The 22,691-nt window shown below is 37.8% G+C and carries 17 protein-coding genes and 2 tRNA genes; 8 read left to right on the top strand and 11 right to left on the bottom strand.

Annotated elements, in window-relative coordinates:
- Positions 1-492 precede the first annotated feature (492 nt).
- Both rpmA and rplU read right to left on the bottom strand, forming a co-directional pair.
- Complete coding sequence (gene rpmA, locus ABD917_RS01750) at positions 493-759, bottom strand: 50S ribosomal protein L27 (protein WP_345118358.1); 267 nt, start codon at positions 757-759, stop codon at positions 493-495.
- A 12-nt stretch (positions 760-771) separates the two neighbouring features.
- Positions 772-1,266 (bottom strand): 50S ribosomal protein L21, encoded by a 495-nt coding sequence (rplU, locus tag ABD917_RS01745; protein ID WP_345118357.1) that lies wholly within the window; start codon positions 1,264-1,266, stop codon positions 772-774.
- Positions 1,267-1,565: 299 nt separating this feature from the next.
- Between rplU and ABD917_RS01740 the strand changes: the two genes are divergently transcribed.
- Positions 1,566-1,655, top strand: a tRNA-Ser gene (locus tag ABD917_RS01740).
- 358 nt (positions 1,656-2,013) lie between these two features.
- On the opposite strand, the gene ABD917_RS01735 is transcribed toward ABD917_RS01740, so the two are convergent.
- From ABD917_RS01735 to ABD917_RS01720, 4 genes are all read right to left on the bottom strand, one after another.
- A complete protein-coding gene (locus tag ABD917_RS01735; RefSeq protein WP_345118356.1) occupies positions 2,014-2,403 on the bottom strand; it encodes a VOC family protein in 390 nt (129 codons plus the stop codon).
- Between the two features lie 669 nt (positions 2,404-3,072).
- A complete protein-coding gene (pgi, locus tag ABD917_RS01730; RefSeq protein ID WP_345118355.1) occupies positions 3,073-4,737 on the bottom strand; it encodes a glucose-6-phosphate isomerase in 1,665 nt (554 codons plus the stop codon).
- 194 nt (positions 4,738-4,931) lie between these two features.
- Entirely contained in the window at positions 4,932-8,066 is a 3,135-nt protein-coding gene (locus tag ABD917_RS01725) for an efflux RND transporter permease subunit (protein ID WP_345118354.1), read from the bottom strand.
- Complete coding sequence (locus tag ABD917_RS01720; protein WP_345118353.1) at positions 8,066-9,205, bottom strand: efflux RND transporter periplasmic adaptor subunit; 1,140 nt, start codon at positions 9,203-9,205, stop codon at positions 8,066-8,068. The genes ABD917_RS01725 and ABD917_RS01720 overlap by 1 nt, the downstream gene beginning before the upstream one ends.
- A 387-nt stretch (positions 9,206-9,592) precedes the next feature.
- On the opposite strand from ABD917_RS01720, the gene ABD917_RS01715 reads away from it, so the two are divergent.
- The 4 genes from ABD917_RS01715 to ABD917_RS01700 all read left to right on the top strand — a co-directional run bounded on the left by ABD917_RS01715 (position 9,593) and on the right by ABD917_RS01700 (position 14,159).
- Positions 9,593-9,669, top strand: a tRNA-Arg gene (locus ABD917_RS01715).
- Positions 9,670-10,297: 628 nt separating this feature from the next.
- Complete coding sequence (locus ABD917_RS01710; protein WP_345118352.1) at positions 10,298-11,971, top strand: formate--tetrahydrofolate ligase; 1,674 nt, start codon at positions 10,298-10,300, stop codon at positions 11,969-11,971.
- A 228-nt stretch (positions 11,972-12,199) separates the two neighbouring features.
- Positions 12,200-12,406 carry a 30S ribosomal protein S21 gene (gene rpsU, locus ABD917_RS01705; protein WP_208440757.1) on the top strand — a complete coding sequence of 69 codons (207 nt, stop codon included), beginning with the start codon at positions 12,200-12,202 and terminating at the stop codon, positions 12,404-12,406.
- A 1,180-nt stretch (positions 12,407-13,586) separates the two neighbouring features.
- A complete protein-coding gene (locus ABD917_RS01700) occupies positions 13,587-14,159 on the top strand; it encodes an SH3 domain-containing protein (protein WP_345118351.1) in 573 nt (190 codons plus the stop codon).
- Between the two features lie 62 nt (positions 14,160-14,221).
- On the opposite strand, the gene irrA is transcribed toward ABD917_RS01700, so the two are convergent.
- Complete coding sequence (irrA, locus tag ABD917_RS01695; RefSeq protein ID WP_345118350.1) at positions 14,222-14,716, bottom strand: iron response transcriptional regulator IrrA; 495 nt, start codon at positions 14,714-14,716, stop codon at positions 14,222-14,224.
- A gap of 231 nt (positions 14,717-14,947) precedes the next feature.
- Between irrA and fabA the strand changes: the two genes are divergently transcribed.
- From fabA to fabI, 3 genes are read left to right on the top strand one after another with little or no spacing between them, the layout of a single operon-like run.
- Positions 14,948-15,457 carry a 3-hydroxyacyl-[acyl-carrier-protein] dehydratase FabA gene (gene fabA, locus ABD917_RS01690; protein WP_345118349.1) on the top strand — a complete coding sequence of 170 codons (510 nt, stop codon included), beginning with the start codon at positions 14,948-14,950 and terminating at the stop codon, positions 15,455-15,457.
- Between the two features lie 55 nt (positions 15,458-15,512).
- A complete protein-coding gene (fabB, locus tag ABD917_RS01685) occupies positions 15,513-16,733 on the top strand; it encodes a beta-ketoacyl-ACP synthase I (RefSeq protein WP_345118348.1) in 1,221 nt (406 codons plus the stop codon).
- Between the two features lie 49 nt (positions 16,734-16,782).
- Entirely contained in the window at positions 16,783-17,601 is an 819-nt protein-coding gene (fabI, locus tag ABD917_RS01680) for an enoyl-ACP reductase FabI (protein ID WP_345118347.1), read from the top strand.
- Positions 17,602-17,918: 317 nt separating this feature from the next.
- Here fabI and gpsA read toward each other — a convergent pair whose 3' ends face one another.
- The 4 genes from gpsA to cyoB form a co-directional block, all read right to left on the bottom strand.
- The gene (gpsA, locus tag ABD917_RS01675) at positions 17,919-18,941 is read right to left on the bottom strand and encodes an NAD(P)H-dependent glycerol-3-phosphate dehydrogenase (RefSeq protein ID WP_345118346.1); all 1,023 of its coding nucleotides are present in this window, start codon (positions 18,939-18,941) and stop codon (positions 17,919-17,921) included.
- Between the two features lie 401 nt (positions 18,942-19,342).
- Positions 19,343-19,984 carry a cytochrome o ubiquinol oxidase subunit IV gene (gene cyoD, locus ABD917_RS01670; protein ID WP_345118345.1) on the bottom strand — a complete coding sequence of 214 codons (642 nt, stop codon included), beginning with the start codon at positions 19,982-19,984 and terminating at the stop codon, positions 19,343-19,345.
- Positions 19,984-20,649, bottom strand: a complete 666-nt coding sequence (locus ABD917_RS01665) for a cytochrome (ubi)quinol oxidase subunit III (protein ID WP_345118344.1) — start codon at positions 20,647-20,649, stop codon at positions 19,984-19,986. Before ABD917_RS01665 ends, cyoD begins: the two co-directional genes overlap by 1 nt.
- Positions 20,646-22,664: a cytochrome o ubiquinol oxidase subunit I gene (gene cyoB, locus ABD917_RS01660; protein ID WP_345118343.1), complete on the bottom strand. Its 2,019-nt coding sequence runs from the start codon at positions 22,662-22,664 to the stop codon at positions 20,646-20,648. The genes ABD917_RS01665 and cyoB overlap by 4 nt, the downstream gene beginning before the upstream one ends.
- Between the last annotated feature and the right edge of the window lie 27 nt (positions 22,665-22,691).

Raw genomic sequence — 22,691 nt, 5'->3', positions numbered from 1 at the left:
ATTTAAAAACAGTTTTGAGCAATGCTTTGTATAATCTTTTTACATATTTTCTCTCCCAAACGAATAGCCTCACCAATACCCACAATCATTTAAAGAACATTATATACACTGCTAACATTCATAAATTTATTTATTTTTATACAAATGACCATGCAAATATTTCCATAAAATTTCTCTGGAAATACCAATTATTGGATGCTTTTTAGCGCATAAAAAGAAAAAATTTTTCCACAGCTATCATACACCAATTTATCGTAAAATTCTATCATCACCTCAATGTCTTCATTATAAATCAGATAAAATAGAAATTTTTTAGGTATTTGAAGAATAACTATTGCCTTAATTCTACATTTTCAATTTTCTACAGATCGCTGTGTTTTATTATATCATCAACAAAAAAAGGAAAGATAGCACCCTATCTTTCCTTTTTAAGACTCATAATTTTATCATCGAATTCCAATGAAACACGGCTTATACGGATAATATTATAACCTATTCTGGTGCCTCCATAGGAATGACCGAAACATAGGAGCGGTTATTTGCTTTTCTTTGAAAAGAAACCACACCATTTGACAGTGCAAAAAGGGTATGATCTTTTCCAATACCAACATTATTACCAGGATGCCAACGTGTACCACGCTGGCGAATAATAATATTACCAGCAATAACAGCTTCACCACCAAATTTTTTAACACCAAGACGTTTCGATTCTGAATCGCGACCATTACGCGAGGAACCACCAGCTTTTTTATGTGCCATGGACGTTCTCCTTTAATCTTCTTTACTCTTTGATGCTACAGCCGCTTTTTCTTTTTTCTGCGGCATGGCCTTTTTGTCATTTTTGTCAGCTGTTTTCTTAACAGAAGCAGCTGCTTTTGTTTCCTTTGTTGTCTCTTTTAATGCAGAGGCTTCTTCTTTAATTGGTTTTGTTGCTGCTTTTTTAGATTTTGTACCACCCATTAAAATTTCTAAAATACGAAGTGTTGTCAGCTCTTGGCGATGACCACGCGTACGTTTCGAATTTTGACGACGGCGCTTCTTAAACGCGATAACTTTACGTCCACGTGTCTGCTCTACAATTTCAGCTGTAACCAAAGCATCGGAAACAACAGGTGAACCAATCACCGCATTGCCCTCTTGCCCTACCATCAACACATCATTGAATTCAATAATATCACCGGCATTGCCAATAATTTTTTCAATTCTCACCACTTGGTTAGCAACAACGCGGTATTGCTTACCACCGGTTTTAATGACTGCGAACATTTTTTATCCTTTCGTTCACTCCAGCTCTTCTTTAACCCTTATTTGATTTTTACCTTATCAATAAGGGAAAATAGGCTGCTTTTTATCAGTCGTAAGAAGTTTTAAAAGAAGGATAAATATCCTTCCAAACACAAACATGCGCAGATTTCTCCACGCTCCCACCTCGTATATATGACGGAATTTCTCTTCTCTGTCAATAAAGTCCCACAAAAAAACAAAAAAGGGTTGTACTCGGAGCAATTGAAGTTTATCTACCCGTCATATACTCAAGCAATGCAAATCTTGTTGTGCTTTTATACGGAGAGATGGCTGAGTGGTTGAAAGCACCGCACTCGAAATGCGGCATAGGGGCAACTCTATCGGGGGTTCAAATCCCTCTCTCTCCGCCAGAATGCTCAATGTAGCTTGCCAGCGGGTTTTGTGTATTTTGACACTAGATTTTGTACCAATTTATTTTGTTTCACATGATTTTTAAGGAGGTCTCAAAGGGTCTTCAAAGACCTTTCAAAGGTCATTCAAAGCCCCTTTCATGAATCTTTTTTCTTTTAAAGGTCGCAATTTTTGATGGTAGATCATCAGTAGAAATCGTATTATAGGAATTACATCATTTGAAAAGCAGCATGCATAAAATGCTATGGTGTCTTTGAGCATAAACTGACTGAAGACTTTTTGGATTTCTGATACGTTATTAAAAAGCATAAAGAAATTTTGAAAAATTCAGTCAAGTTGACCGAATTCTACTTCAATTTAATCCAGTGGGCAAACACGAATAATATGGCCGTCGGGATCTTTGATGAGGAAGGTACGTCCAAATATGTCAGTATATGGTTCCTTCAAGACATTTATCTCAACGGTTGTTTGCTCTTGCCATTCTGCATAGAGTTTATCTACGTCCTCTCCATGAGGTAACATAATACCGATTTCTGAAAAACGAGGCACATTTTCCTCAGGCGTATCGCCTCCAGACCATATGGCAAAGAGTGCATCACCCGAAGAAGAAAATGCAACATAGCGTGGCGAGATGAATACAGGTTCTTTCTTAAAGATGAATTTATAAAAAGCGGTAGAATACTCTACGTTTGATACATATACTAACTGTAGGTTTGGGGTAACAGGATAAGTAGAAATATTACTCATAAATCCTCCATGATTTAGTAGCTGTTGCCTGACACTCTATACCTATTAGAGGATATTTCAATAAGATTTTATGATGCTTCCGTTCATAGTGTGCTCTATTGATATTTTTTTACTCGTTTATTGCTCGAAATTATTGCTCGAAATCGCTACTTCATAGTCTCTCTAACCTGATTTTGCCGCCAATATAAGCAGCAGCTGGTGTGATAAGATCAACAGATTTTAATTTTTATGATGTCTCGTTTTTTAATTTTCTGCTGTTAAGATTCAATCTAACAAACAATACCTCAACAATAAATGTACGTAAAATAGTGAGTTATCACACATTCTTTTTTCATAAATCTCTTTTCCACATAATAAAGAAATACTCTCAAATTATATTGAAACAATCTATTGATTTATAATGGTAATTTATCTTTTCGTATGTTGAATAAGAGTCTCGAATATTTTAAATTCTCTTATTTGAAATTTACGTATTCAACTTGAATCAATCAGTATTGTTTTTTTGTGCCCCATAAGCAAGGGAAATAAGAACTATTTAAAAAAAATAAAAATGCTCTTTGTAGACTACCTAAATGCAAGGATTATCGCAATATTTTGAGCTGGTAAAGAGAATGATGCTGGCTTGCATTCTCGTAAGCATAAAGATGGTTGTGCATAGTGCCTTCTGCGTTATTTTGCACGTCTTGCCTGAATATGTTCTAACAATCCTAATGTTGAGCTATCGCGTTTATCTGCTTTATTTTCTCCACGCAGTATTGGTAATAGTTCATCTGCTAATTCTTTACCAAGCTCAACACCCCATTGATCAAATGAATTAATGTTTATCAAAACACCTTCGACAAAAATACGATGCTCATAAAGTGCAATAAGACGACCGAGCGCAAAAGGTGTCAACAAATCCTGAACCAACGTAATACTGGGGCGGTTTCCTGCAAAGCTTCTATGAAGTGCTAAATTATCCGCTTCACACGTATTAATGCCATTCTTTAAAAGGATACGCCGCGTATCTTCAACACTGCGTCCTTTCATTAAGGCCTTTGACTGCGCTAAGCAGTTTGCTACCAACATGTCGTGCATAGAATATAAATTTTTCTCATGCCCTTTTATAAATAAAATAAATTCTACAGGAATAACATCTGTTCCTTGATGCAGAAGCTGAAAAAAAGCATGTTGGCCATTTGTCCCTGAATCACCCCAAACAACTGGACCACTTGAAAAATTTAATGGCTTGCCATTCAAAGAAACTTGCTTACCGTTTGATTCCATATCAAGTTGCTGTAAATAAGCTGGAAAATGTGCTAAACGCTGTGCATAAGGAATAATAGCACGTGATGAATAACCACAAATAACACGATGCCAGAATCCTAAAAGAGCAAAGCGAATAGGAATATTTTTAGCTAAAGGCATTGTTTTGAAATGTTGATCCATTTGCAGAGCGCCTTGGAGAAACTGACGAAAATTATGCCCCCCTATTGCTAACATCACAACAAGACCAACAGCTGACCAAATGGAATAACGCCCTCCAACCCAATCCCAAAATCGAAAAACTCTTGAAGAATCTATACCAAATTCCTCCACTTTATCAAGAGCACTCGAAACAGCAACAAAATGCGCACAAACAGCTTTTTTCCCTAAATGTGAAAGAATCCATTGACGTGCAACTTGAGCATTTGCCATTGTTTCAGCCGTTGTAAAAGTTTTAGAAGCAATGACAAATAAGGTTGTTGCTGGTTTCAAAACAGAGAGAACATCAAAAATATCTGCACTATCCGCGTTAGAAACAAAGTGACAATTTGGACCATCATGATAAGGTTTTAAAGCACATGTAACCATCGCCGGTCCAAGATCAGAGCCTCCAATACCAATATTTACAATATCAGTTATCTTTTCACCACTGTACCCCTTATAGCTACCATTACGTACCCTTTCAGAAAATCTTTCCATATCATGGAGAACAGTTTGAATATCCTGAATCAAATCACGACCATCCAACATGAAAACTTCATCAGCAGGTAGACGTAGTGCAATATGAAGAACTGAGCGCTTTTCTGTTGTATTAATAGCCTGCCCTGAAAACATTGCTTCACGCTTACCTAATACATCTGCCGCAACAGCTAAATCATCTAAAAGTTGTAATGTCTTAAATGTTACGCCACATTTTGAAAAATCAAAAAGGAGATCATTAAGCCTTAAAGAAAAATGAGAAAAACGCTGTTTATCTTCCAAGAAATGCCTACGGATGTCACTCACACCATCCTTTGCGGCATGTTCTCTTAAAGCCTTCAAAGCCTCCTCAAAAGCTTTCTCGTTCCGCAGTGACAAAGGATCTTTCATGAATTCATCCCGTACAGTTATTGACAATGAAATTTATATACAAAACACATCATAATACAGTGACTACCGTCCTTTATTGCTCATAATTTTACTGTTCACATACAAAATGAAGAAGCACAAAAATGAAAAGGTAAAACTCGAAAACGACATTTTTAAAACACATGAAAAAACTTCTCAATCTTTTACCAGATGCATCATTCAACTTGGCTGAGTTCTCTTGTTAAACGTATCGCTTCTTCTGCTTTTGGTCTTACAAAATGTCCAAGAAAAAGATAAACAACCGGTGTGACATACAACGTAAAAATAGTTGCTAAACCCAAACCACCAACAATAACCCAACCTAAAGCTACACGTGCTTCTGCACCAGCGCCTTTGGCTAACACCAGAGGAATTCCTCCTAAAATGGCACAAATCATTGTCATGCAAACTGGACGAAGACGAATATTTGCCGCTTCTTCTACAGCTTCACGAACAGTTTTGCCTTGATCTCGTAATTGATCCGCAAACTCAACAATGAGAATACCATTTTTAGCCATCACTCCAATCAATAAAATTAAACCAATTTGACTGTAAATATTAAGGCTAACACCACTCAACAACATAGCAATCACAGCACAACCAATCCCTAATGGTACAGTCGCCATGATAATAAATCCTGAAATAAAACTTTCAAACTGTGCGGCTAAAACTAACAGGATAATCACAAAGGCAATTCCAAATACAATCATAAAATTGGAAGATGTTTCATCAAGTGTTGCCGCCTCCCCCAAAGGAACCACATAGTTTCCTTTGGATAACAAAGGAGCAGCAATTTTTTGTACAGTCTGATAAGCATCCCCTAAAACAACACCTGGAGCAAGATTGGCACTTAAAATAACAGCACTCATACGTTTTTCCCGTTTTAATTGGGGTGCAATAGCTTTTTCATGTAAATTCGCAATAACCGATAAAGGAATATATTGATTGCCTTTTGTTTTTAAAAAAATATTTTCCAAATCATAAGGACTTTTCATAGGATTATTCCGCGATGTCAGTTTAACATCATAAGAATGATCATCCACATAAATGGAACCGATCTTTTTACCATCCAGCATTGCTTGTAGTGTATTGCCTAAATTCGTGATATCAATCCCTAAATCTGCGGCTTTTTCTCGATTCATTTCAATAAAAAATTGCGGTTGCGTTGCATCAACAGTAAGACGTGGACGAATAAAATGCGGATCAGCTTGTAGAGCATTCACAAGCTTATCAGCAATTGGCTGCAATTTTGTGTAATCATTGCCAAGAACTGCAAATTGTAATCCTTGTCCTGTTCCTCTCACACCTAAAGAATTTCCCTGCGCTGCAAATACCAAAACTGCTGGAAACTGTCTTACCTTTGCATTAACATCTTCTACAATCTCTTGTTGACTACGTAAGCGTTTGTCCCAAGATGAAAGCAACAAAACCAAAAAAGCCGTATTGGGCGAACCACCAATCCCCGCAATAGAATAGCTATTAACAATCTCTCCAGCATCACGTAAAGGTTGTAAACTTGCTTCAACCTGCTCTACTTGCTCATTGAGATATTGTGTTGAAATACCCTGTGGCCCATTAATGACTAAAAAGATAAGAGCTCTATCTTCTGCTGGTGTCAATTCTTGTTGTAATTTCGTATAGCCTCCAACACAAAGACAGACGAAAATAAGCGAAACGAAAACAACTGTCCAAGGCCTTTCTAAACATTTATGCAAACTATAAGCATACCATTTGCTAAAAAAAGAGCCTAATTTATCCAGAAAAGCAAAGTAATGTGTTCTTTCTCCATTACCCTCAATATGTCCCTTAAGAAGACGTGACGCTAACATGGGGCAAAGCGTCAAAGCAACAATCGAAGAAAGGAGAATAGAAATTGCTAATACAAAACCAAATTCTCTAAAAAGCCCCCCGACTTGCCCAGGCAGAAATGAAATAGGCACAAAAACAGCAACTAAAGTCAATGTCGTTGCTAAAACAGCAAAAAATACTTCCCTTGTTCCTAATACTGCTGCTGCCCGAGAACCTAATCCCATATTACGCCACCGAACAATATTCTCAAGGACAACAATTGCATCATCCACCACGAGCCCTGTTGCCAAAACAAGTCCCAAAAATGTGAGAATATTTAACGAAAAGCCTACAAGATAAATGGCAGCAATGGTACCAATCAAAGCAACAGGAATCGATAAAGCGGGAATAAGTGTTACACGAATATCTCTCAGAAAAAGAAAAATAACTAAGATCACACTGAGAATAGCAATAACCAGTGCAACTTCCACCTCATGAAGTGCACTCTTAATAAAAACTGCATCATCACTAATAACACTCATATGCACAGAAGAAGGAACAACAGTTTTGAGATGATCAAGAGCTTCTCGAACGCCTTGCGAAATATTAAGGGCATTGGATTGTGCCTTACGCACAATTCCCAACCCAATACCTGTCTTTCCATTGATACGAAGAATAACTGTTTCCACATCAGGTGATAAAGTAACATGCGCAACATCACCAAGATGCACATGTGGTTTTAAAACAACTTGTTCAAACGCTTCTGATGTCGTTAAACGCGCGGTAGCACGTACAATTAAAGTTTGCTTAGAATTACGCAATGACCCTACCGGTACATCCGTTGTCATATCAGCAAGTACACGTGAAATATCTGCTACAGTTAATCCGTAGCTAGCAAGCTTTGCTTGATCAACATCAATCTGAAAAATCTTCGTACCAGCACTATCGACCTGCACATCACCAACACCGTCAACAGCAGATAGTGCATCAACAACTTGGTCATTTACGACTGTCGTTAAATCATCAATATTCATTGTTGATGAAGTCACAACCAAATACATCATTGCAGCAGCATTCGAATCTGCCTTAATAATCATAGGTGAATCAGCATTTTTGGGCAAAGAATAAGCAATACGTGAAAGGGCATCACGAATATCAGATGCTGCAATATTCAAATCAACACCAACATTAAAATGAACCTCTACACGGGAACGACCAAAAGAAGAACTTGAAGAAATCGTTTTAACACCTGAAACACGAGCAACAGCATCTTCTATCACTCTTGTAATTTCTCGATCAATCGTTTCCGCTGATGCCCCAGAAAAAACCGTCATAATTGTTGTTACTGGAGTATCAACATCGGGGAGTTCACGTACATCAACATTTAACCATGCAGCAAACCCTGCAATCATGATCATAGTGTTCAAAACAAAGGTAAAAACTGGCCTGCGAATAAATAATGCAATCATACCACCTTGCTCGGCCTGTGTTAGAGGGTATTTCGTGCTCAATTCTTGACTCATTATACATCCTGTCCACGAGGTGCTAATAATTGCTGTTGATCGGTTATGGGATCATCAATAATCACTTGGCTTCCTGGATGAAGCATTTGTACTCCCTGTATGACAACTTGATCACCATTTTTTAAGGGAGCTTTCACAAATATCTGATCTGCTTTATGCTGAATAATTGATACTGGAATGGGCTCTACCTTACCCTCTCTTACACACCAAACAAATGATCCTTTGCTGTTCCATTGAACTGCAAGAGGATTCACAACAGGAAAGAAACCTTCATGAATTTGCAACGCAATAGAAAAAGACATACCAGACATGAAGATATTTTTTTCATTCTTGATTCCAATTTGAACATGAAGCGTACGGCTTTCTGGATCAATGACATTATCAATCGCGTGAATATAACCAACAAAAGTTTTATCCGGCTGTGCTGTTAATATTGCCGTTACTTTATCTCCTTTATGAATATGCGATATGTAACGTTCAGGAACCCATATATCGACTAAAATACGTTCTCTATTCTCAATACGACCTATTACAGTATTAGGGGTTACAGCATTACCCTCATTAATGGGTAAAATTCCAATAATTCCACTAATTGGTGCCCGAATTGTTCGCCGATCGAGATCTAATTCAGCATTACGCAAAGTCAAATTTGCGTTATCCAGCTCTAAATGAGCAGTAATCTCTTGAACCTCTGTTGCTGTCTTGCTGGAACGTAATTTAAGAATACGTGAAAGTGTTAGCGCACTATTATCACGTTGTATCTTTGCTTTTGAAACCGCTATTTCTTCCTTTTTAGAATCAAGCTTTGCAATAATATCACCTACTTGTACTTTCGTGCCAGCTGATACAAAAACCTTATCAATAACACCTGATGACCAAGGCTTTAATTCCGCAAAAGCCAATGCTTGTCCACTGCCAAGCGCATTTAACTGTTCATAAAAATCTTTAACTTTCACAAGATCAACAACAACATGCGTTGGCGGTCTACCGCTTGGCATTTTTAAACTTTTCTGCGATATACTTATTGTTTTATCCACTACAGAAATGCGTTGTTGTGAACTTTGTTTGCCTGCCCAATAAGTAGCCATTAAAACTATAACGAGAAATACTGATGGAAAGGTTTTTTTTAACAGCTCCATACATCTACCCTTGCTGTATCATGAATATGCAAATTTGTCTGAAACAGTCCTTAACAGCAATATCCAAGTTTTATACAAAACCGAATTGCAGGTAGCGTATCTTACTCCCCCACCGCAAAAAACATATCTCATTCCTCACTTGACTATCTTTCGTAAACTAAATGGTCAAGTTAACTATCGTTCATCTTAAATGATACCGTTGTTCACACAACACAAAAACAATCATCTGAAAATCCAACTAAAACCTAAAACATATGACAGCCTTTTCTGAAATATGTTATAAGCAAAGAGATAAAATTTTTATTTCCACCAAGTTTTGCTTGCAATTCCTTAATGAAACGATTAGGAACCCTTTGTCCTAAGTAAAATAGGAAATTGGGAATCTATGCACCCGTAGCTCAGCTGGATAGAGCACCAGACTACGAATCTGGGGGTCAGGAGTTCGAATCTCTTCGGGTGCGCCACTCCATAAACTCTTATTTTTTTCAGTGTTATGATTTAACCAATGTTCTTTAATTGAACTATTTTCTATTATGTATTTGTAGCTTTATCAGGTTGCATCATACTTGTTCTGTCTTGTTCTTTAATAGTTGCGAATCAAGAATTCCTTTCGGGACGTTTTTAGATGCATCGTATATTTAACGTATTTTCACCCCTTAATAATGAAAATCCTTGGAGTTTTTTTCATTTCTTAAACTGTAAAACAAAATATTCTTTCTTCATTTTTTTAATCTCATTAATTTTTTTTACAGAACTTTCAGAACCATAATATTATTTCTTAATAGGATAGAGAAAAATTGAAGAAAATACATTGTCATAATCTCCCAAAATGCAAAAGAATATTCTCATGAACAGTTTAAATTTGATATAAACGCGTTATTTTTAATCCTGTCTGCTTTCTAAAAACATATCAGACTTAAAAATGTAGTCACTCTTTTCAATTATCATACTTCTTTCACTCTAGTATTGCTTCTTGCGTGGTGTATTTTCGACTTTTCTGATATCTTGCACCCTCTTATTCTATAGGTTATCTTGCCTAGTTATAGCACACGCTCTTAATGTCAACAAAAGCCAAGTTTAAAGAGTTTTTCCATGCCTAAAACAGATATTGAAATTGCTCGAACTGCTCATAAGCTACATATCACTGAAATTGCCAAAAAAATCGGTATTACAGATGATCATCTCATTCCTTATGGACATGATAAAGCTAAAATTTCTTCTACATACATAAAATCACTCAATAAAAATCCGGATGGGAAACTCATTCTTGTCACAGCTATTAATCCAACACCTGCCGGAGAAGGAAAAACAACAACAACGGTTGGTCTTAATGATGCTCTCAATCTCATCGGAAAAAAAACCATAGCCGCCTTAAGAGAACCATCTTTAGGCCCCTGTTTTGGGATCAAAGGTGGTGCTGCTGGAGGTGGTTATGCCCAAGTCGTACCGATGGATGATCTTAATTTACATTTTACCGGTGATTTTCATGCCATTACAGCTGCTCATAATCTTCTTGCTGCAATGATAGATAACCATATCTACTGGAGAAATCCTCTGAATATCGATCCTCGACGCATTGTTTGGAGACGAGTCCTTGATATGAATGACCGTGCATTGCGTGATATTGTTACTTCATTGGGTGGAGTAACCAATGGTTTCCCTCGCCAAACAGGCTTTGATATTACTGTTGCATCAGAAATTATGGCACTTTTTTGCCTTGCCAATAATCTAGAAAATCTCACGCAAAGGCTCAAAAAAATTATTGTTGCTTATCGTTACGATAAAACACCTGTAACAGTTGCTGATCTCAACGCAGAAGGAGCAATGACAGTTCTTCTTAAAGATGCCATGCAGCCTAATCTCGTACAAACAATTGAAAATAACCCTGTTCTCGTGCACGGAGGACCTTTTGCCAATATTGCTCATGGCTGCAATTCAGTTATAGCAACAAAAACCGCTTTAAAACTCGCCGATTATGTTGTCACAGAAGCAGGATTTGGAGCCGATCTTGGAGCAGAAAAATTTTTTAATATTAAATGTCGCCAAGCAGGTATTATCCCGAATGCTATAGTGATTGTTGCAACAATTCGTGCATTAAAAATGAATGGTGGTGTGAATAAAAATGACCTGACCAAAGAAAATATCGCCGCTTTAGAAAAAGGAGCAGATAACCTTTTACGACATATCAAAAACATGGAGCACTATGGTATTCCTTGTGTCGTTGCACTTAATCATTTTGATACTGATAGCGATGCCGAAATACATACGTTACAAAAAATAGTTGCAACAACCGGACACAAGGCTGTTGTCTGCAAACATTGGCAACAAGGTGGAAAAGGCGCAGTAGCACTTGCACAAGAACTTGTTAGTTTAATTGAAGAAAAAGATTCTCATTTCAAAGTTTTATATCAAGATAATCTTTCTCTCGTTCAGAAAATTAATGCTATTATAAAAAATATCTATGGTGGTCGTGGAGCTATAATCTCTGCCTCGATTCTCAAACAGCTGGAAGCTTGGGAAAAAGAAGGTTACGGCACATATCCTATTTGTATGGCTAAAACACCCTATTCGTTCTCTGCTGATCCTACTCAATACGGAGCTCCTGTAGATTTTGAAATCCCTGTACGTGAAGTTCGCCTGTTAGCAGGTGCAGGTTTTATTGTTGTCATTTGCGGAGATATCATGACTATGCCTGGCTTACCACATCACCCTGTTGCTGAAAAAATTTATCTTGATGAAAATGATCAGATACAAGGGCTTTCATAAGCTTATATCCGTAAACTCAATCATTCATTATAAAAAGTGTCCGACAGCAAAAAGAATAGAATTTAAAAAAACAATATAGACAAATACCTTCTTTATGTGGTATCCGTATTTATATTGTATGTATATTATACGTACAATATATGTATGATAGGTGTCCTTTTAGATATTTATTTAAAAGGAGCTAAGTTTTTCTATTATTTATGACACTGAAACAAAGCAGGATAAATAGTGCAAGTACTCGTTCGTGATAATAATGTTGATCAAGCGCTACGCGCGTTGAAGAAAAAGATGCAGCGTGAAGGTATCTTCCGTGAAATGAAAATGCGTGGTTATTATGAAAAGCCATCAGAAAAGCGTGCTCGTGAGAAAGCTGAAGCTGTTCGTCGTACACGTAAGCTTGCTCGTAAGCGTGCACAAAGAGAAGGCGCTGTTTAATAACGGTTGAGCTTCTGCGGTGAAATAGTATTTTTTGTTCTATAGAATTCCGTAGTCATAGCAGTGGATAGAATATCTGAATAATTTGGTACGATGGGGAGTACTTTTCATCGTTTTTGGTTTGGTTTATCTGCTATTATGTGTTGGTACGTTGTTTAGACCGTAGCGAGTAATCTTTTTTATAATGAGTGGATGTGTTTAGCTCTTCATTATGCCATGTTAGAGTTGTTGCGTGGGATGTGGTTGGCTGTTTGTTATTACGCATAGTATAGAGGATGTTTTTCTGCCTCTTAATATTATTTTTTCTTCGTACCTACATTCTTTTAAGATTTCTGTTATTTTCTGCTCGCTCTTCAGCATTTTTCAAGTTCTCTTAAATGAGTTCAAGTCACGAATTATAGAATTAGCTATGACAATATACAATTGAGTGCGTAGAGGGTATAAATAGCGGACATGCAGTTTTTCTCCTTAACATGCATTCAATGAGACAATCAAACTCTATGACTTTTGGTGTTTTATGACAATTGGGAATTCATGAGATGTTCTTATAGCCTCCTATGTTTGCTACCACACTCCAGCATTGCTCGTTAAACAAATTATTCTATTACCAAAATAAAAAGCTTGTAAGAAACGTTAGCACCCAAAATCATCTCACGTTTGTAAGATTATAAATGAGCCCCTCCCATTTTGGTTTATCCTCAATATTGCAAATAGTTTTGTATTTGAACGGCTCATTGATTGCATGTTTTCGCTCTTCTCAAACGACTTTTCAAGTTACATGCTTATTTCTCCATTGAGTTCTCATTAAACAATTTTTTGATCATAAGACAAATACAGCTGTTTCATCATTTGAGAAATAAATCAAACAGATAGACACAATATTTCACTCCCAATCTGTTTATAAAGGCTTATACAACTCGTATACACTTCAATCCGCTCAATATTTATCTCAATCCTATAACTGGATGAAAATTCACTGTTGATTTAAAAGGACCCTCTCATACATAAAGAAAATGTTAGGCAGTTTAAATTTTTATCTTAACTTATTCTATGATTCTTGTAACCATTTCCTGATTGTTTAGATCTCTTTAACTAGCAGTATGCCATAGCTTTTATCAGCTCTCAATTCTCTCTCTAAGATCTTAGATTGCCAATATAGAGAAATAAAAAAGGTTTAAGTGTGCAATATTTTCGTTGGTTTCGATTCTCAGTACTCACATCATGTATCCTCATAGCAGGTATTTTTGTATTCAATTCCCTTCGCTTTGTGCACGCACAAACACTCAATCAAACTTCAGGGCAAAATTTAGGACCAAGTGGTTTACCTCTCCCACGGTTTGCTTCCATTAAACCAACTCGTGTGAATGTGCGCATCGGACCAGGAAGCAATTATGCTATTCTCTTTACCTACACAAAACAGGGGATTCCTATTGAAATTATTCAAGAATACGATCAATGGCGCAAAATTCGTGATTCCGAAGGCGATGAGGGGTGGGTCTATCAATCGCTTCTTTCTGGAAAAAGGACTGCTATAACCATTCCATGGCAAAAAGATAAAACAAAAAGGCTGATGCTACGCAAAAATCCCGCAAACAACGCAAAACTTGTAGCAGAAGTAGAACCAAACGTCATTGGTAATATTCGCCAGTGTGATGAACAGTGGTGCGAATTAAGCATTAATAATGTCCGAGGATGGCTTCCTCAATCCCTGTTATGGGGGATCTATCCTGATGAAAAAATAAATAACCGATAATCTTTAATCAATAAAGTTTAATTTTTATCCTTGATTGAACTCTCTCATGTTCTGTAATCAAATTAGCTTTTCGGTTTTAACCGAACGATCAAGTCAACATGTGAGATTTCCATACCTTCTGGTGGTTTAGGCAAATTCCCAATAATAGGTGCTTCTCCTAAATCGCAGGGAATATCAAGAATACGATTTTCACCTTCTATATAAAAGTGATAGTGATCCGACGTATTAGTATCAAACCAAGTTTTCGATCCTTCTACGGCAATAATCCGTAATAGCCCCGCTTCCGTAAATTGATGGAGTGTATTATAAACCGTTGCCAAAGATACAGGCACACCTGCCCTCACTGCCTCTTCATAAAGCTCTTCAGCAGCAATATGACGATTACCTTGAGAAAAAATCATATAAGCAAGTTCTAACCGCTGACGTGTTGGCCGCAAACCATTTTGACGTAAGCGTTTTTCTAATGTAGAAATTGAATAATAACGTATAACCTTCCCACAATCTTCCACGGGATGCTGTTCTTGATCCACACTTAAATTGTCTGCGTCCACTGACATGTTTAAAACCACAATATATTTCTGTTCAAACAAGATTAAAATACAAAAAATGGAAACAGTGTGATACAATTTTTATTCCATTTTTAAATAACCACGTATGTAGAATACATAAAAAAGGGTTTTTGTCATTAAAAATGATATAAAATCATTTCCCTCTCTTTCAAATTTGCTCTAAAAGTAGATTGGGGAAAAGCGCAGAAGTCGAAATATACGCAAATAAATGGAGTAACAATGGCTGAACAAAAGTCTCGCTATACTTATGAAGAGCTTCTAAGCTGTGCTCGCGGTGAAATGTTTGGTAAGGGTAATGCACAATTACCTGCACCGCCAATGTTGATGATTCATCGAATCACCCAAATTAGTGAAACTGGTGGTGAATACGATAAAGGAATGGTGCGCGCTGAATTTGACATTACCCCAGACCTATGGTTCTTTGATTGTCACTTTATAGGTGATCCAGTTATGCCAGGTTGTCTCGGTTTGGATGGTATGTGGCAATCAACAGGTTTTTTTCTCGGTTGGTTAGGTGAACCAGGAAAAGGAAGAGCTATATCAACAGGTGAAGTAAAATTATCAGGTATGGTAACTCCGCAAACCAAACTTCTTGAATATGGAATAGATTTTAAACGTATTCGGCGTGGGAATTTGGTGTTAGGAATAGCTGATGGATGGGTAAAAGCAGATGGAGAAGTTATCTATAAAGCAAATGATTTACGTGTTGCCTTATTTAAAGAAGATTGAAATTATTTCCACTAACAGGACATTTTGTTATTCTGTATGAAACAAGGAGGTATGGATGCGTCGCGTTGTTGTAACTGGAATGGGAATTGTCTCCGCAATTGGAAATAATACAGAGGCAGTTTTAACCAGTTTGTATGAAACCAAATCCGGAATTTCTTATGCGCCTCAATATGCTGAATTAGGTTTTCGTAGCAGAGTTTACGGTAAACCTGATATTGATATAGAAGAATTGGTTGATCGACGTGCTTTGCGTTTTCATGGACGTGGAACTGCTTGGAATCACATCGCTATGGATCAAGCAATTGCTGATGCGGGTTTAGAGCTCCAAGAAGTATCAAATGAACGCACAGGTATCATTATGGGCTCTGGAGGTGCTTCAACTCAATCAATCGTTGAAGCTGCTGATATTACACGGCAAAAAGGTCCAAAACGCGTTGGTCCTTTTGTCGTACCTAAAGCAATGAGTTCTACAGCATCTGCGACACTTGCAACTTTTTTTAAAATTAAAGGTGTGAACTATTCAATTTCTTCAGCATGTGCGACCTCTAATCATTGTATTGGAAATGCTTACGAATTAATACAATATGGCAAACAGGACCGCGTCTTTGCTGGTGGTTGTGAAGACTTGGATTGGACATTGTCTGTACTCTTTGATGCTATGGGCGCGATGTCTAGTAAATATAATGACACACCAGAAAAAGCCTCACGTGCCTATGATGCCAATCGTGATGGATTTGTTATTGCTGGGGGAGCAGGTGTTTTGGTTCTTGAAGAACTCGAACTTGCTAAAGCACGTGGCGCAAAAATCTATGGAGAAATTGTTGGATATGGTGCGACATCAGATGGGCATGACATGGTTGCTCCATCTGGTGAAGGGGCAGAACGGTGCATGCGTATGGCGCTTACAACCGTAAAGAATAAAATTGATTATATCAACCCTCATGCAACAGCCACACCTGTTGGTGACCCTCCCGAAATAGAAGCAATTCGCCGTATCTTTGGAGCAGGTGATCAATGCCCACCAATTGCTGCCACAAAATCTCTGACCGGTCACTCTCTGGGAGCAGCGGGGGTTCACGAGGCGATCTATACATTGTTAATGATGAATCATAATTTCATTTGCGAGAGCGCTCATATTGAAGAGCTTGATCCAGCTTTTGCCGATATGCCCATTGTTCGTGAACGTCGTGATCATCAACAACTTAATACTGTATTGTCAAATACATTCGGTTTTGGCGGTACCAATGCAACGCTCATTTTCCAACGCTATGCATAAATAGGGATTCTTAGCTGGTTGAAAAAAGCACGGTCTTACGGAGAATAATATGAAAGGTTTGATGGAGGGCAAACGTGGCCTTATTATGGGGGTTGCAAATGACCATTCGATTGCATGGGGCATTGCATGCCAACTCGCAAAAGAAGGAGCTGAATTGGCATTTACCTATCAAGGAGAGGCCTTCGGAAAACGTGTTCAACCTTTAGCGGAACAACTTGGTTGTAAATTATTGCTTGAATGCGATGTTGAAAAAATTGAAAATGTTGATCGTGTCTTTGAGCATCTTGAAAAAGAATGGAAAACGATTGATTTCATTGTTCATGCCATCGGCTTTTCAGATAAGAATCAATTAAAAGGGCGTTATGTAGATGTAACAACACGCGAGAACTTTAAGCGTACAATGGTTATTTCAGCTTATTCTTTTACTGAAATCGCTCAGCGCGCTGGTAAGCTTATGCCTCATGGAGGTGCACTTTTGACACTGACCTATGGAGCTTCACAACAAGTGGTTCCTAATTATAATATTATGGGTGTGGCTAAAGCCGCTTTAGAAGCTATGGTACGTTATTTAGCTGCGGATTTTGGTCCTCAAAATATTCGTGTTAATGCAATTTCAGCTGGACCTGTGAGAACTTTAGCGGGCAATGGCATTGCAGCTGCACGTGCGATTTTTTCCTATCAACGTCGTAATGCACCATTGCGTCGCACTGTAAATATTCACGAAATTGGAAAATCTGCTCTTTATCTCCTCTCTGATTTATCATCAGGCGTTACGGGTGAAATTCATTATGTTGATTCAGGCTATAATATTATGTCTATGCCAACCCTTGAAGAATTAAAACAAAGTGAGGAAACACGAGGAGAATAGATCTTCATAGTGCTTGGTCAAAGTGCGAAAAGGACCCTTTGCATAGTTTTATTAAAATATGTGAAGTGCTTTCTTATCGTCTGTAAGATCTATAATGGGAGAAAATAGCTTATTTTGTAAAGATATGATTTAAGCAGCAGTTAAGTTTTTTGATGATTAACCTATATTGTCATGCTTAAGTTATTATATCGTATAGGAGAGACTTGCCCCTCTAGCCATCTCATTTGGAGAGTGTTCTTGTTTTGTCTCATGGTCAGCATAATACACTGCAAAATTGCTGTTATATTATCACCATATCTCTCATCTGTTTGAATAGCTTAAAAACATTTTGTATCATGTATTTCATCTTTGAGTGCTCGACTCAATAATGTATTGGTTGCTTCGACTACACTTTTATCACAAAATAAGACTTGATAGATTTGCTCTGTAATGGGCATTTCTACTCTGATACGTTGCGCTAATGCGTGCACTTCTTTCGTATTTAAATAACCTTCCACAACTTGGCCAACCTGTCTTTCTGCTTCTTTTATATTCATTCCTTGACCAAGCAGCATACCAAAACGGCGATTGCGCGATTGATTATCAGTACATGTCAAAACCAGATCACCTAAGCCTGTCATCCCCATAAATGTGGAAAGTTTAGCACCCATAGCAACACCCAAACGACTAATTTCCGCTAATCCTCGTGTGATGAGCGCTATTCGAGCATTTGCCCCAAATCCCATACCATCTGATATTCCTGCACCAATAGCAATAACATTTTTGACTGCTCCACCTAATTGAACACCGATCATATCAGAACTTTTATAAACTCTAAAACTTTTATCACAATGGAAAAGTTGCTGTAATTCTTTACTAAATTTAGCATCAGAAGCTGCTACTGTAATTGCTGTAGGCAAACCAATAGCAAGCTCCTTAGCAAAAGTTGGTCCAGAAAAAACAGCTAAAGGAATTTTATCTCCTAAAATTTCACGAGCAACTTCTTGTAAGAGACGTCCTGTACCATGTTCCAAACCCTTCGTTACCCAAATAATACGTGAATGTTGATCTAAATAAGGTTGGATATTGTATAATACCTGATGAAATACATGGCTTGGAACAGCGATTAATATATCATGGTTTGCAGTTATTGCAGTTTCAAGCGAAACTTCAGGAGATAGATTTTCAGGAAATTGAATATTGGGTAAAAATGCTTGGTTGCAGCGATATTTCCGTAATTCTTTAATATGTTGAGGATTATGCCCCCAAAGTAAAACACGATGACCATTACGGGCCAAAGCTATCGCTAATGCCGTGCCAAAAGAACCGGCACCAATAATTGTCATCGAAATAGCTTTCATTAAGTTTTTTGATTATTCTCCAGATTTTTATTTATATTCTTTTATGATTCTATTCTAACACAGTATGAAATCTTTTCAAAATTCTCATGCTCTCTGTATTCAATCGTACGAATATAATTATTACAGCTTCTATAAATGGCTGCTTATCTCAAGCCAAAATGAAGATTTCGCTCAGTTATTTATGAACTTGCGCATTTAAAATAAAAATATATTCAAAATAATTGTCTCTTCAATGACTACTCTCTACCCCTATTTATCACTCACCTTACATCCTATAACTTGTTTATGACTAACGCTAACAAAAAGAGCCAATGCATTGGGCATTGGCTCTATGAATATTTTTATTCTTAGTAGTTTTACTGTGCGGGCATTTGCATGCTTGGTACTTGCTCTATAGGAGCCTACATATGTGGCTCTTGCTCCACAGGCATTTGCATGCTTGGTGCTTGCTTTACAGGAGCCTGCATATATGGCTCTTGCCCCACAGGCATTTCAACGCTTGGTGCTTGCTCTACAGGAGCCTGCATATGCGGCTCTTGCTCCACAGGCATTTCGATACTTGGTTCTTGCTCTACAGGAGCCTGCGCATCCGGCTCTTGTCCCGTAGAAACCTGAATGCTTAATAAATTTCTCTTTAGCTTTTGTGTATCTGATAATTTATCCACCGATACAGAACCATTTCCTTCTGTCATTTCCGGCTCAATAATACGTCCTGAACCACCCATCATATTATAATTCAAATGGGAAATAGCCCACCACGTACCTCCAACAATAATTAAAACGCAAATAGCTGCAAACCATAAAGCACTTATATTCCATTTCGCATCTGGACCAGAACTCAAGTGCAAAAAGAAAACAATCTGCACTATAATCTGAATAATTGCCATCCCAATAAGATACGCAACCTTCGTACTAATTGCCCAGCTTTCCATCATTCCGTACATTACAGGAATAAAAGAGCCCAAAGTAAAAAATACAGCGAGAATAAAGCCAATTAAATAGGAACCCGTACTGGGACCATGTGTTTCGCTTTTCATGTTCATTACAGCGCTCCTAACAGATAAACCATGGTGAAAACACCGACCCATACAATATCAAGCAAATGCCAAAAAATTGAAAGACATGTTAAACGCGTTTTATTATCCTGATCCAAACCACTCCGACGCAAATGAAAAAACATAACCACCATCCAAAGAAGACCTACACTCACATGAAGACCATGGGTGCCAACCAAAGCAAAAAACGCTGACCAATAAGCAGATAAAACTTCTTTTCCAAAAAGCTTTAAGCCCGTTGCAGGATCAATACCAGCATAAGCACTGGGATCGTAATAAAATACTTCGCCCAAAAGCTCATGGAATTCATAAATTTCCATTCCAATAAAGCAGCATCCAAGTACAAAGGTAACAGCCATCCATAAACGCACACCACTGAGATTACCTTTATGGGTTTGTACCATCACAAACCCATAAGTAATTGATGAAAGCAATAAAATAGCAGTTTCAACCAAAACAAACTTTAAATCAATAAATTCATTACCTGCTTTTCCTCCACCATAAGAAGCAGAAAAAACAGCAAAACTTGAAAAAAGTGTCGAAAACAGGATCAAATCCGAAAGGATATAAACCCAGAAACCAAACGTCATAACCGAACTATTATCGTGATGATGTTCATCAATGTGAGTATTCTTCATTGCCATTGTACTCATACTGTTGCCCCTTGTTCTTTAAGAACAGCTGTAAAAGCATCTTCTGTCTTTTGCACTTCTTCAGCCGAAATATAGTAACCATGATGGTCACCTGTTAAAGAATGACACACAATCGTCGCAACAAAACCAATCATTCCAATCGCAACGAGCCACCAAATATGCCAAACAAGTGCAAAACCAACAACTAATGAAAAGAACCCAGCAATAATTCCAGCCGATGTATTTGATGGCATATGAATTTTCGAAAATCCACTTGTCGGACGCTGATAACCATTCTTCTTCATATTCCAATAAGCATCATCGGAATGTACTTCTGGAATAATTGCAAAATTATAGGAAGGAGGCGGTGAAGAGGTAAACCATTCAAGTGTACGTGCATCACCCCAAGAATCATTTAGTGTTACGGGCAAGCGTCCCTTATGCTTAATACCATACCAAATTGCTAAAACAACTTGCAGGACAAAACAAAGGATACCAACCAAGATAATAAAGGCACCCAGCGCTGCAATCATAAACATCGGCTGCCAACTAGGCTCCATGTAATGTTGAAGACGGCGCGTCGCACCCATAAGTCCAAGCGCATAAATCGGAAAAAAGGCAAGATAAAAACCAATGAACCAACACCAAAAAGATGCAATACCTAACATCCGATTCGGTTTATACCCAAAAACTTTTGGAAACCAAAAAGCAAGCCCAGCTAAATAAGCAAACACAACACCTCCAATAATTGTATGATGGAAATGCGCTATCAAAAACAGCGAATTATGAAATTGCCAATCCGCAGGCACAATAGATAATAAAACACCTGTTAATCCACCACCTACAAATGTAAAGATCATCCCCATGCACCAAAGCATTGGAGGCTCAAAACGAATCCGCCCTTTATACATGGTTAGCAACCAATTAAAAACTTTCACACCCGTTGGAACCGCAATAATCATCGTGGCAAGACTAAAGAAGGTGTTCACAGCTTCACCTCCACCCATCGTAAAGAAATGGTGTCCCCAAACAAGAAGCGAAAGAATCAAAATAACCAGCATAGCCCATACCATTGAGGTATAACCAAAAAGACGTTTTGAAGAGAATGTTGAGACAACCTCAGAAACAATACCAAAAGCAGGAACAACCAAAACATAAACTTCAGGATGCCCAAAAACCCAAACATAGTTAATCCATACCATTGGATTTCCGCCACCAACATTGGTAAAAAAATTCATGTCCAAATAACGGTCACATGCCAAGAGAGCAAACGCTACAGCTAAGACAGGGTAAATCACTAAAATAAGGACATTACTAACAAAAGCGCTCCAACAAAAGACGGGCATCCTCATCATCGTCATTCCAGGAGCGCGCATTTTAATCATAGTTGCAACAAAATTGATTGCACCCATCGTCGTTGCAATCCCAGAAAGTTGAAGTGACCACAAATAATAGTCTACCCCTGTATCTGGACTGCCTTGCAACTCTGTAAAAGGGGGATACATTAACCAACCACCACGACCAAAATTACCAACACCTAGTGATATGTTAATTAATATTGCTCCGGCAGCTGTAATCCAAAATCCCAAATTATTTGCAAAAGGAAAGGCAACATCGCGAGCACCAATTTGAAGAGGTATAAGATAATTGAAAAGACCAAATAAAATCGGCGTAGCCATGAAGAAAATCATAATGGTGCCATGGGCCGAAAAAATCTGATCAAAATGCTCAGGGGGCAAATAACCTGCTGTTTCGCTCCCAAGAGCAAAGGCCTGATGCGTTCGCATCATGATTGCGTCCGCGAAACCGCGAACAAGCATAATAATACCAAGCACTATGTACATAATGCCAATGCGTTTATGGTCAACTGTTGTAATCCAATTTCGCCATAAAACTCCCCACCATCCAAGTGCTGTCAAAGCAATAACAGCAATTAAACAACCCACAACAATCGCAATACATGTGTATAGAACGATCGGTTCATGTGCTAGTGCATGAAAAGCACCAGCCGTAGGATCTGTAAGTCTTCCAAACATTTCTCAACCCGTATCAGATAAATTTCA

Source organism: Bartonella pachyuromydis (assembly GCF_039543065.1).
Classification (GTDB): domain Bacteria; phylum Pseudomonadota; class Alphaproteobacteria; order Rhizobiales; family Rhizobiaceae; genus Bartonella; species Bartonella pachyuromydis.
This window is presented reverse-complemented; position numbering and strand designations above follow the sequence as displayed.

Coding starts and splice junctions, on each gene's coding strand:
- rpmA (WP_345118358.1), bottom strand. CDS start 759: ATGGCACATAAAAAAGCTGGTGGTTCCTCGCGTAATGGTCGCGATTCA.
- rplU (WP_345118357.1), bottom strand. CDS start 1,266: ATGTTCGCAGTCATTAAAACCGGTGGTAAGCAATACCGCGTTGTTGCT.
- ABD917_RS01735 (WP_345118356.1), bottom strand. CDS start 2,403: ATGAGTAATATTTCTACTTATCCTGTTACCCCAAACCTACAGTTAGTA.
- pgi (WP_345118355.1), bottom strand. CDS start 4,737: ATGAAAGATCCTTTGTCACTGCGGAACGAGAAAGCTTTTGAGGAGGCT.
- ABD917_RS01725 (WP_345118354.1), bottom strand. CDS start 8,066: ATGAGTCAAGAATTGAGCACGAAATACCCTCTAACACAGGCCGAGCAA.
- ABD917_RS01720 (WP_345118353.1), bottom strand. CDS start 9,205: ATGGAGCTGTTAAAAAAAACCTTTCCATCAGTATTTCTCGTTATAGTT.
- ABD917_RS01710 (WP_345118352.1), top strand. CDS start 10,298: ATGCCTAAAACAGATATTGAAATTGCTCGAACTGCTCATAAGCTACAT.
- irrA (WP_345118350.1), bottom strand. CDS start 14,716: ATGTCAGTGGACGCAGACAATTTAAGTGTGGATCAAGAACAGCATCCC.
- fabA (WP_345118349.1), top strand. CDS start 14,948: ATGGCTGAACAAAAGTCTCGCTATACTTATGAAGAGCTTCTAAGCTGT.
- fabB (WP_345118348.1), top strand. CDS start 15,513: ATGCGTCGCGTTGTTGTAACTGGAATGGGAATTGTCTCCGCAATTGGA.
- fabI (WP_345118347.1), top strand. CDS start 16,783: ATGAAAGGTTTGATGGAGGGCAAACGTGGCCTTATTATGGGGGTTGCA.
- gpsA (WP_345118346.1), bottom strand. CDS start 18,941: ATGAAAGCTATTTCGATGACAATTATTGGTGCCGGTTCTTTTGGCACG.
- cyoD (WP_345118345.1), bottom strand. CDS start 19,984: ATGAACATGAAAAGCGAAACACATGGTCCCAGTACGGGTTCCTATTTA.
- ABD917_RS01665 (WP_345118344.1), bottom strand. CDS start 20,649: ATGAGTACAATGGCAATGAAGAATACTCACATTGATGAACATCATCAC.
- cyoB (WP_345118343.1), bottom strand. CDS start 22,664: ATGTTTGGAAGACTTACAGATCCTACGGCTGGTGCTTTTCATGCACTA.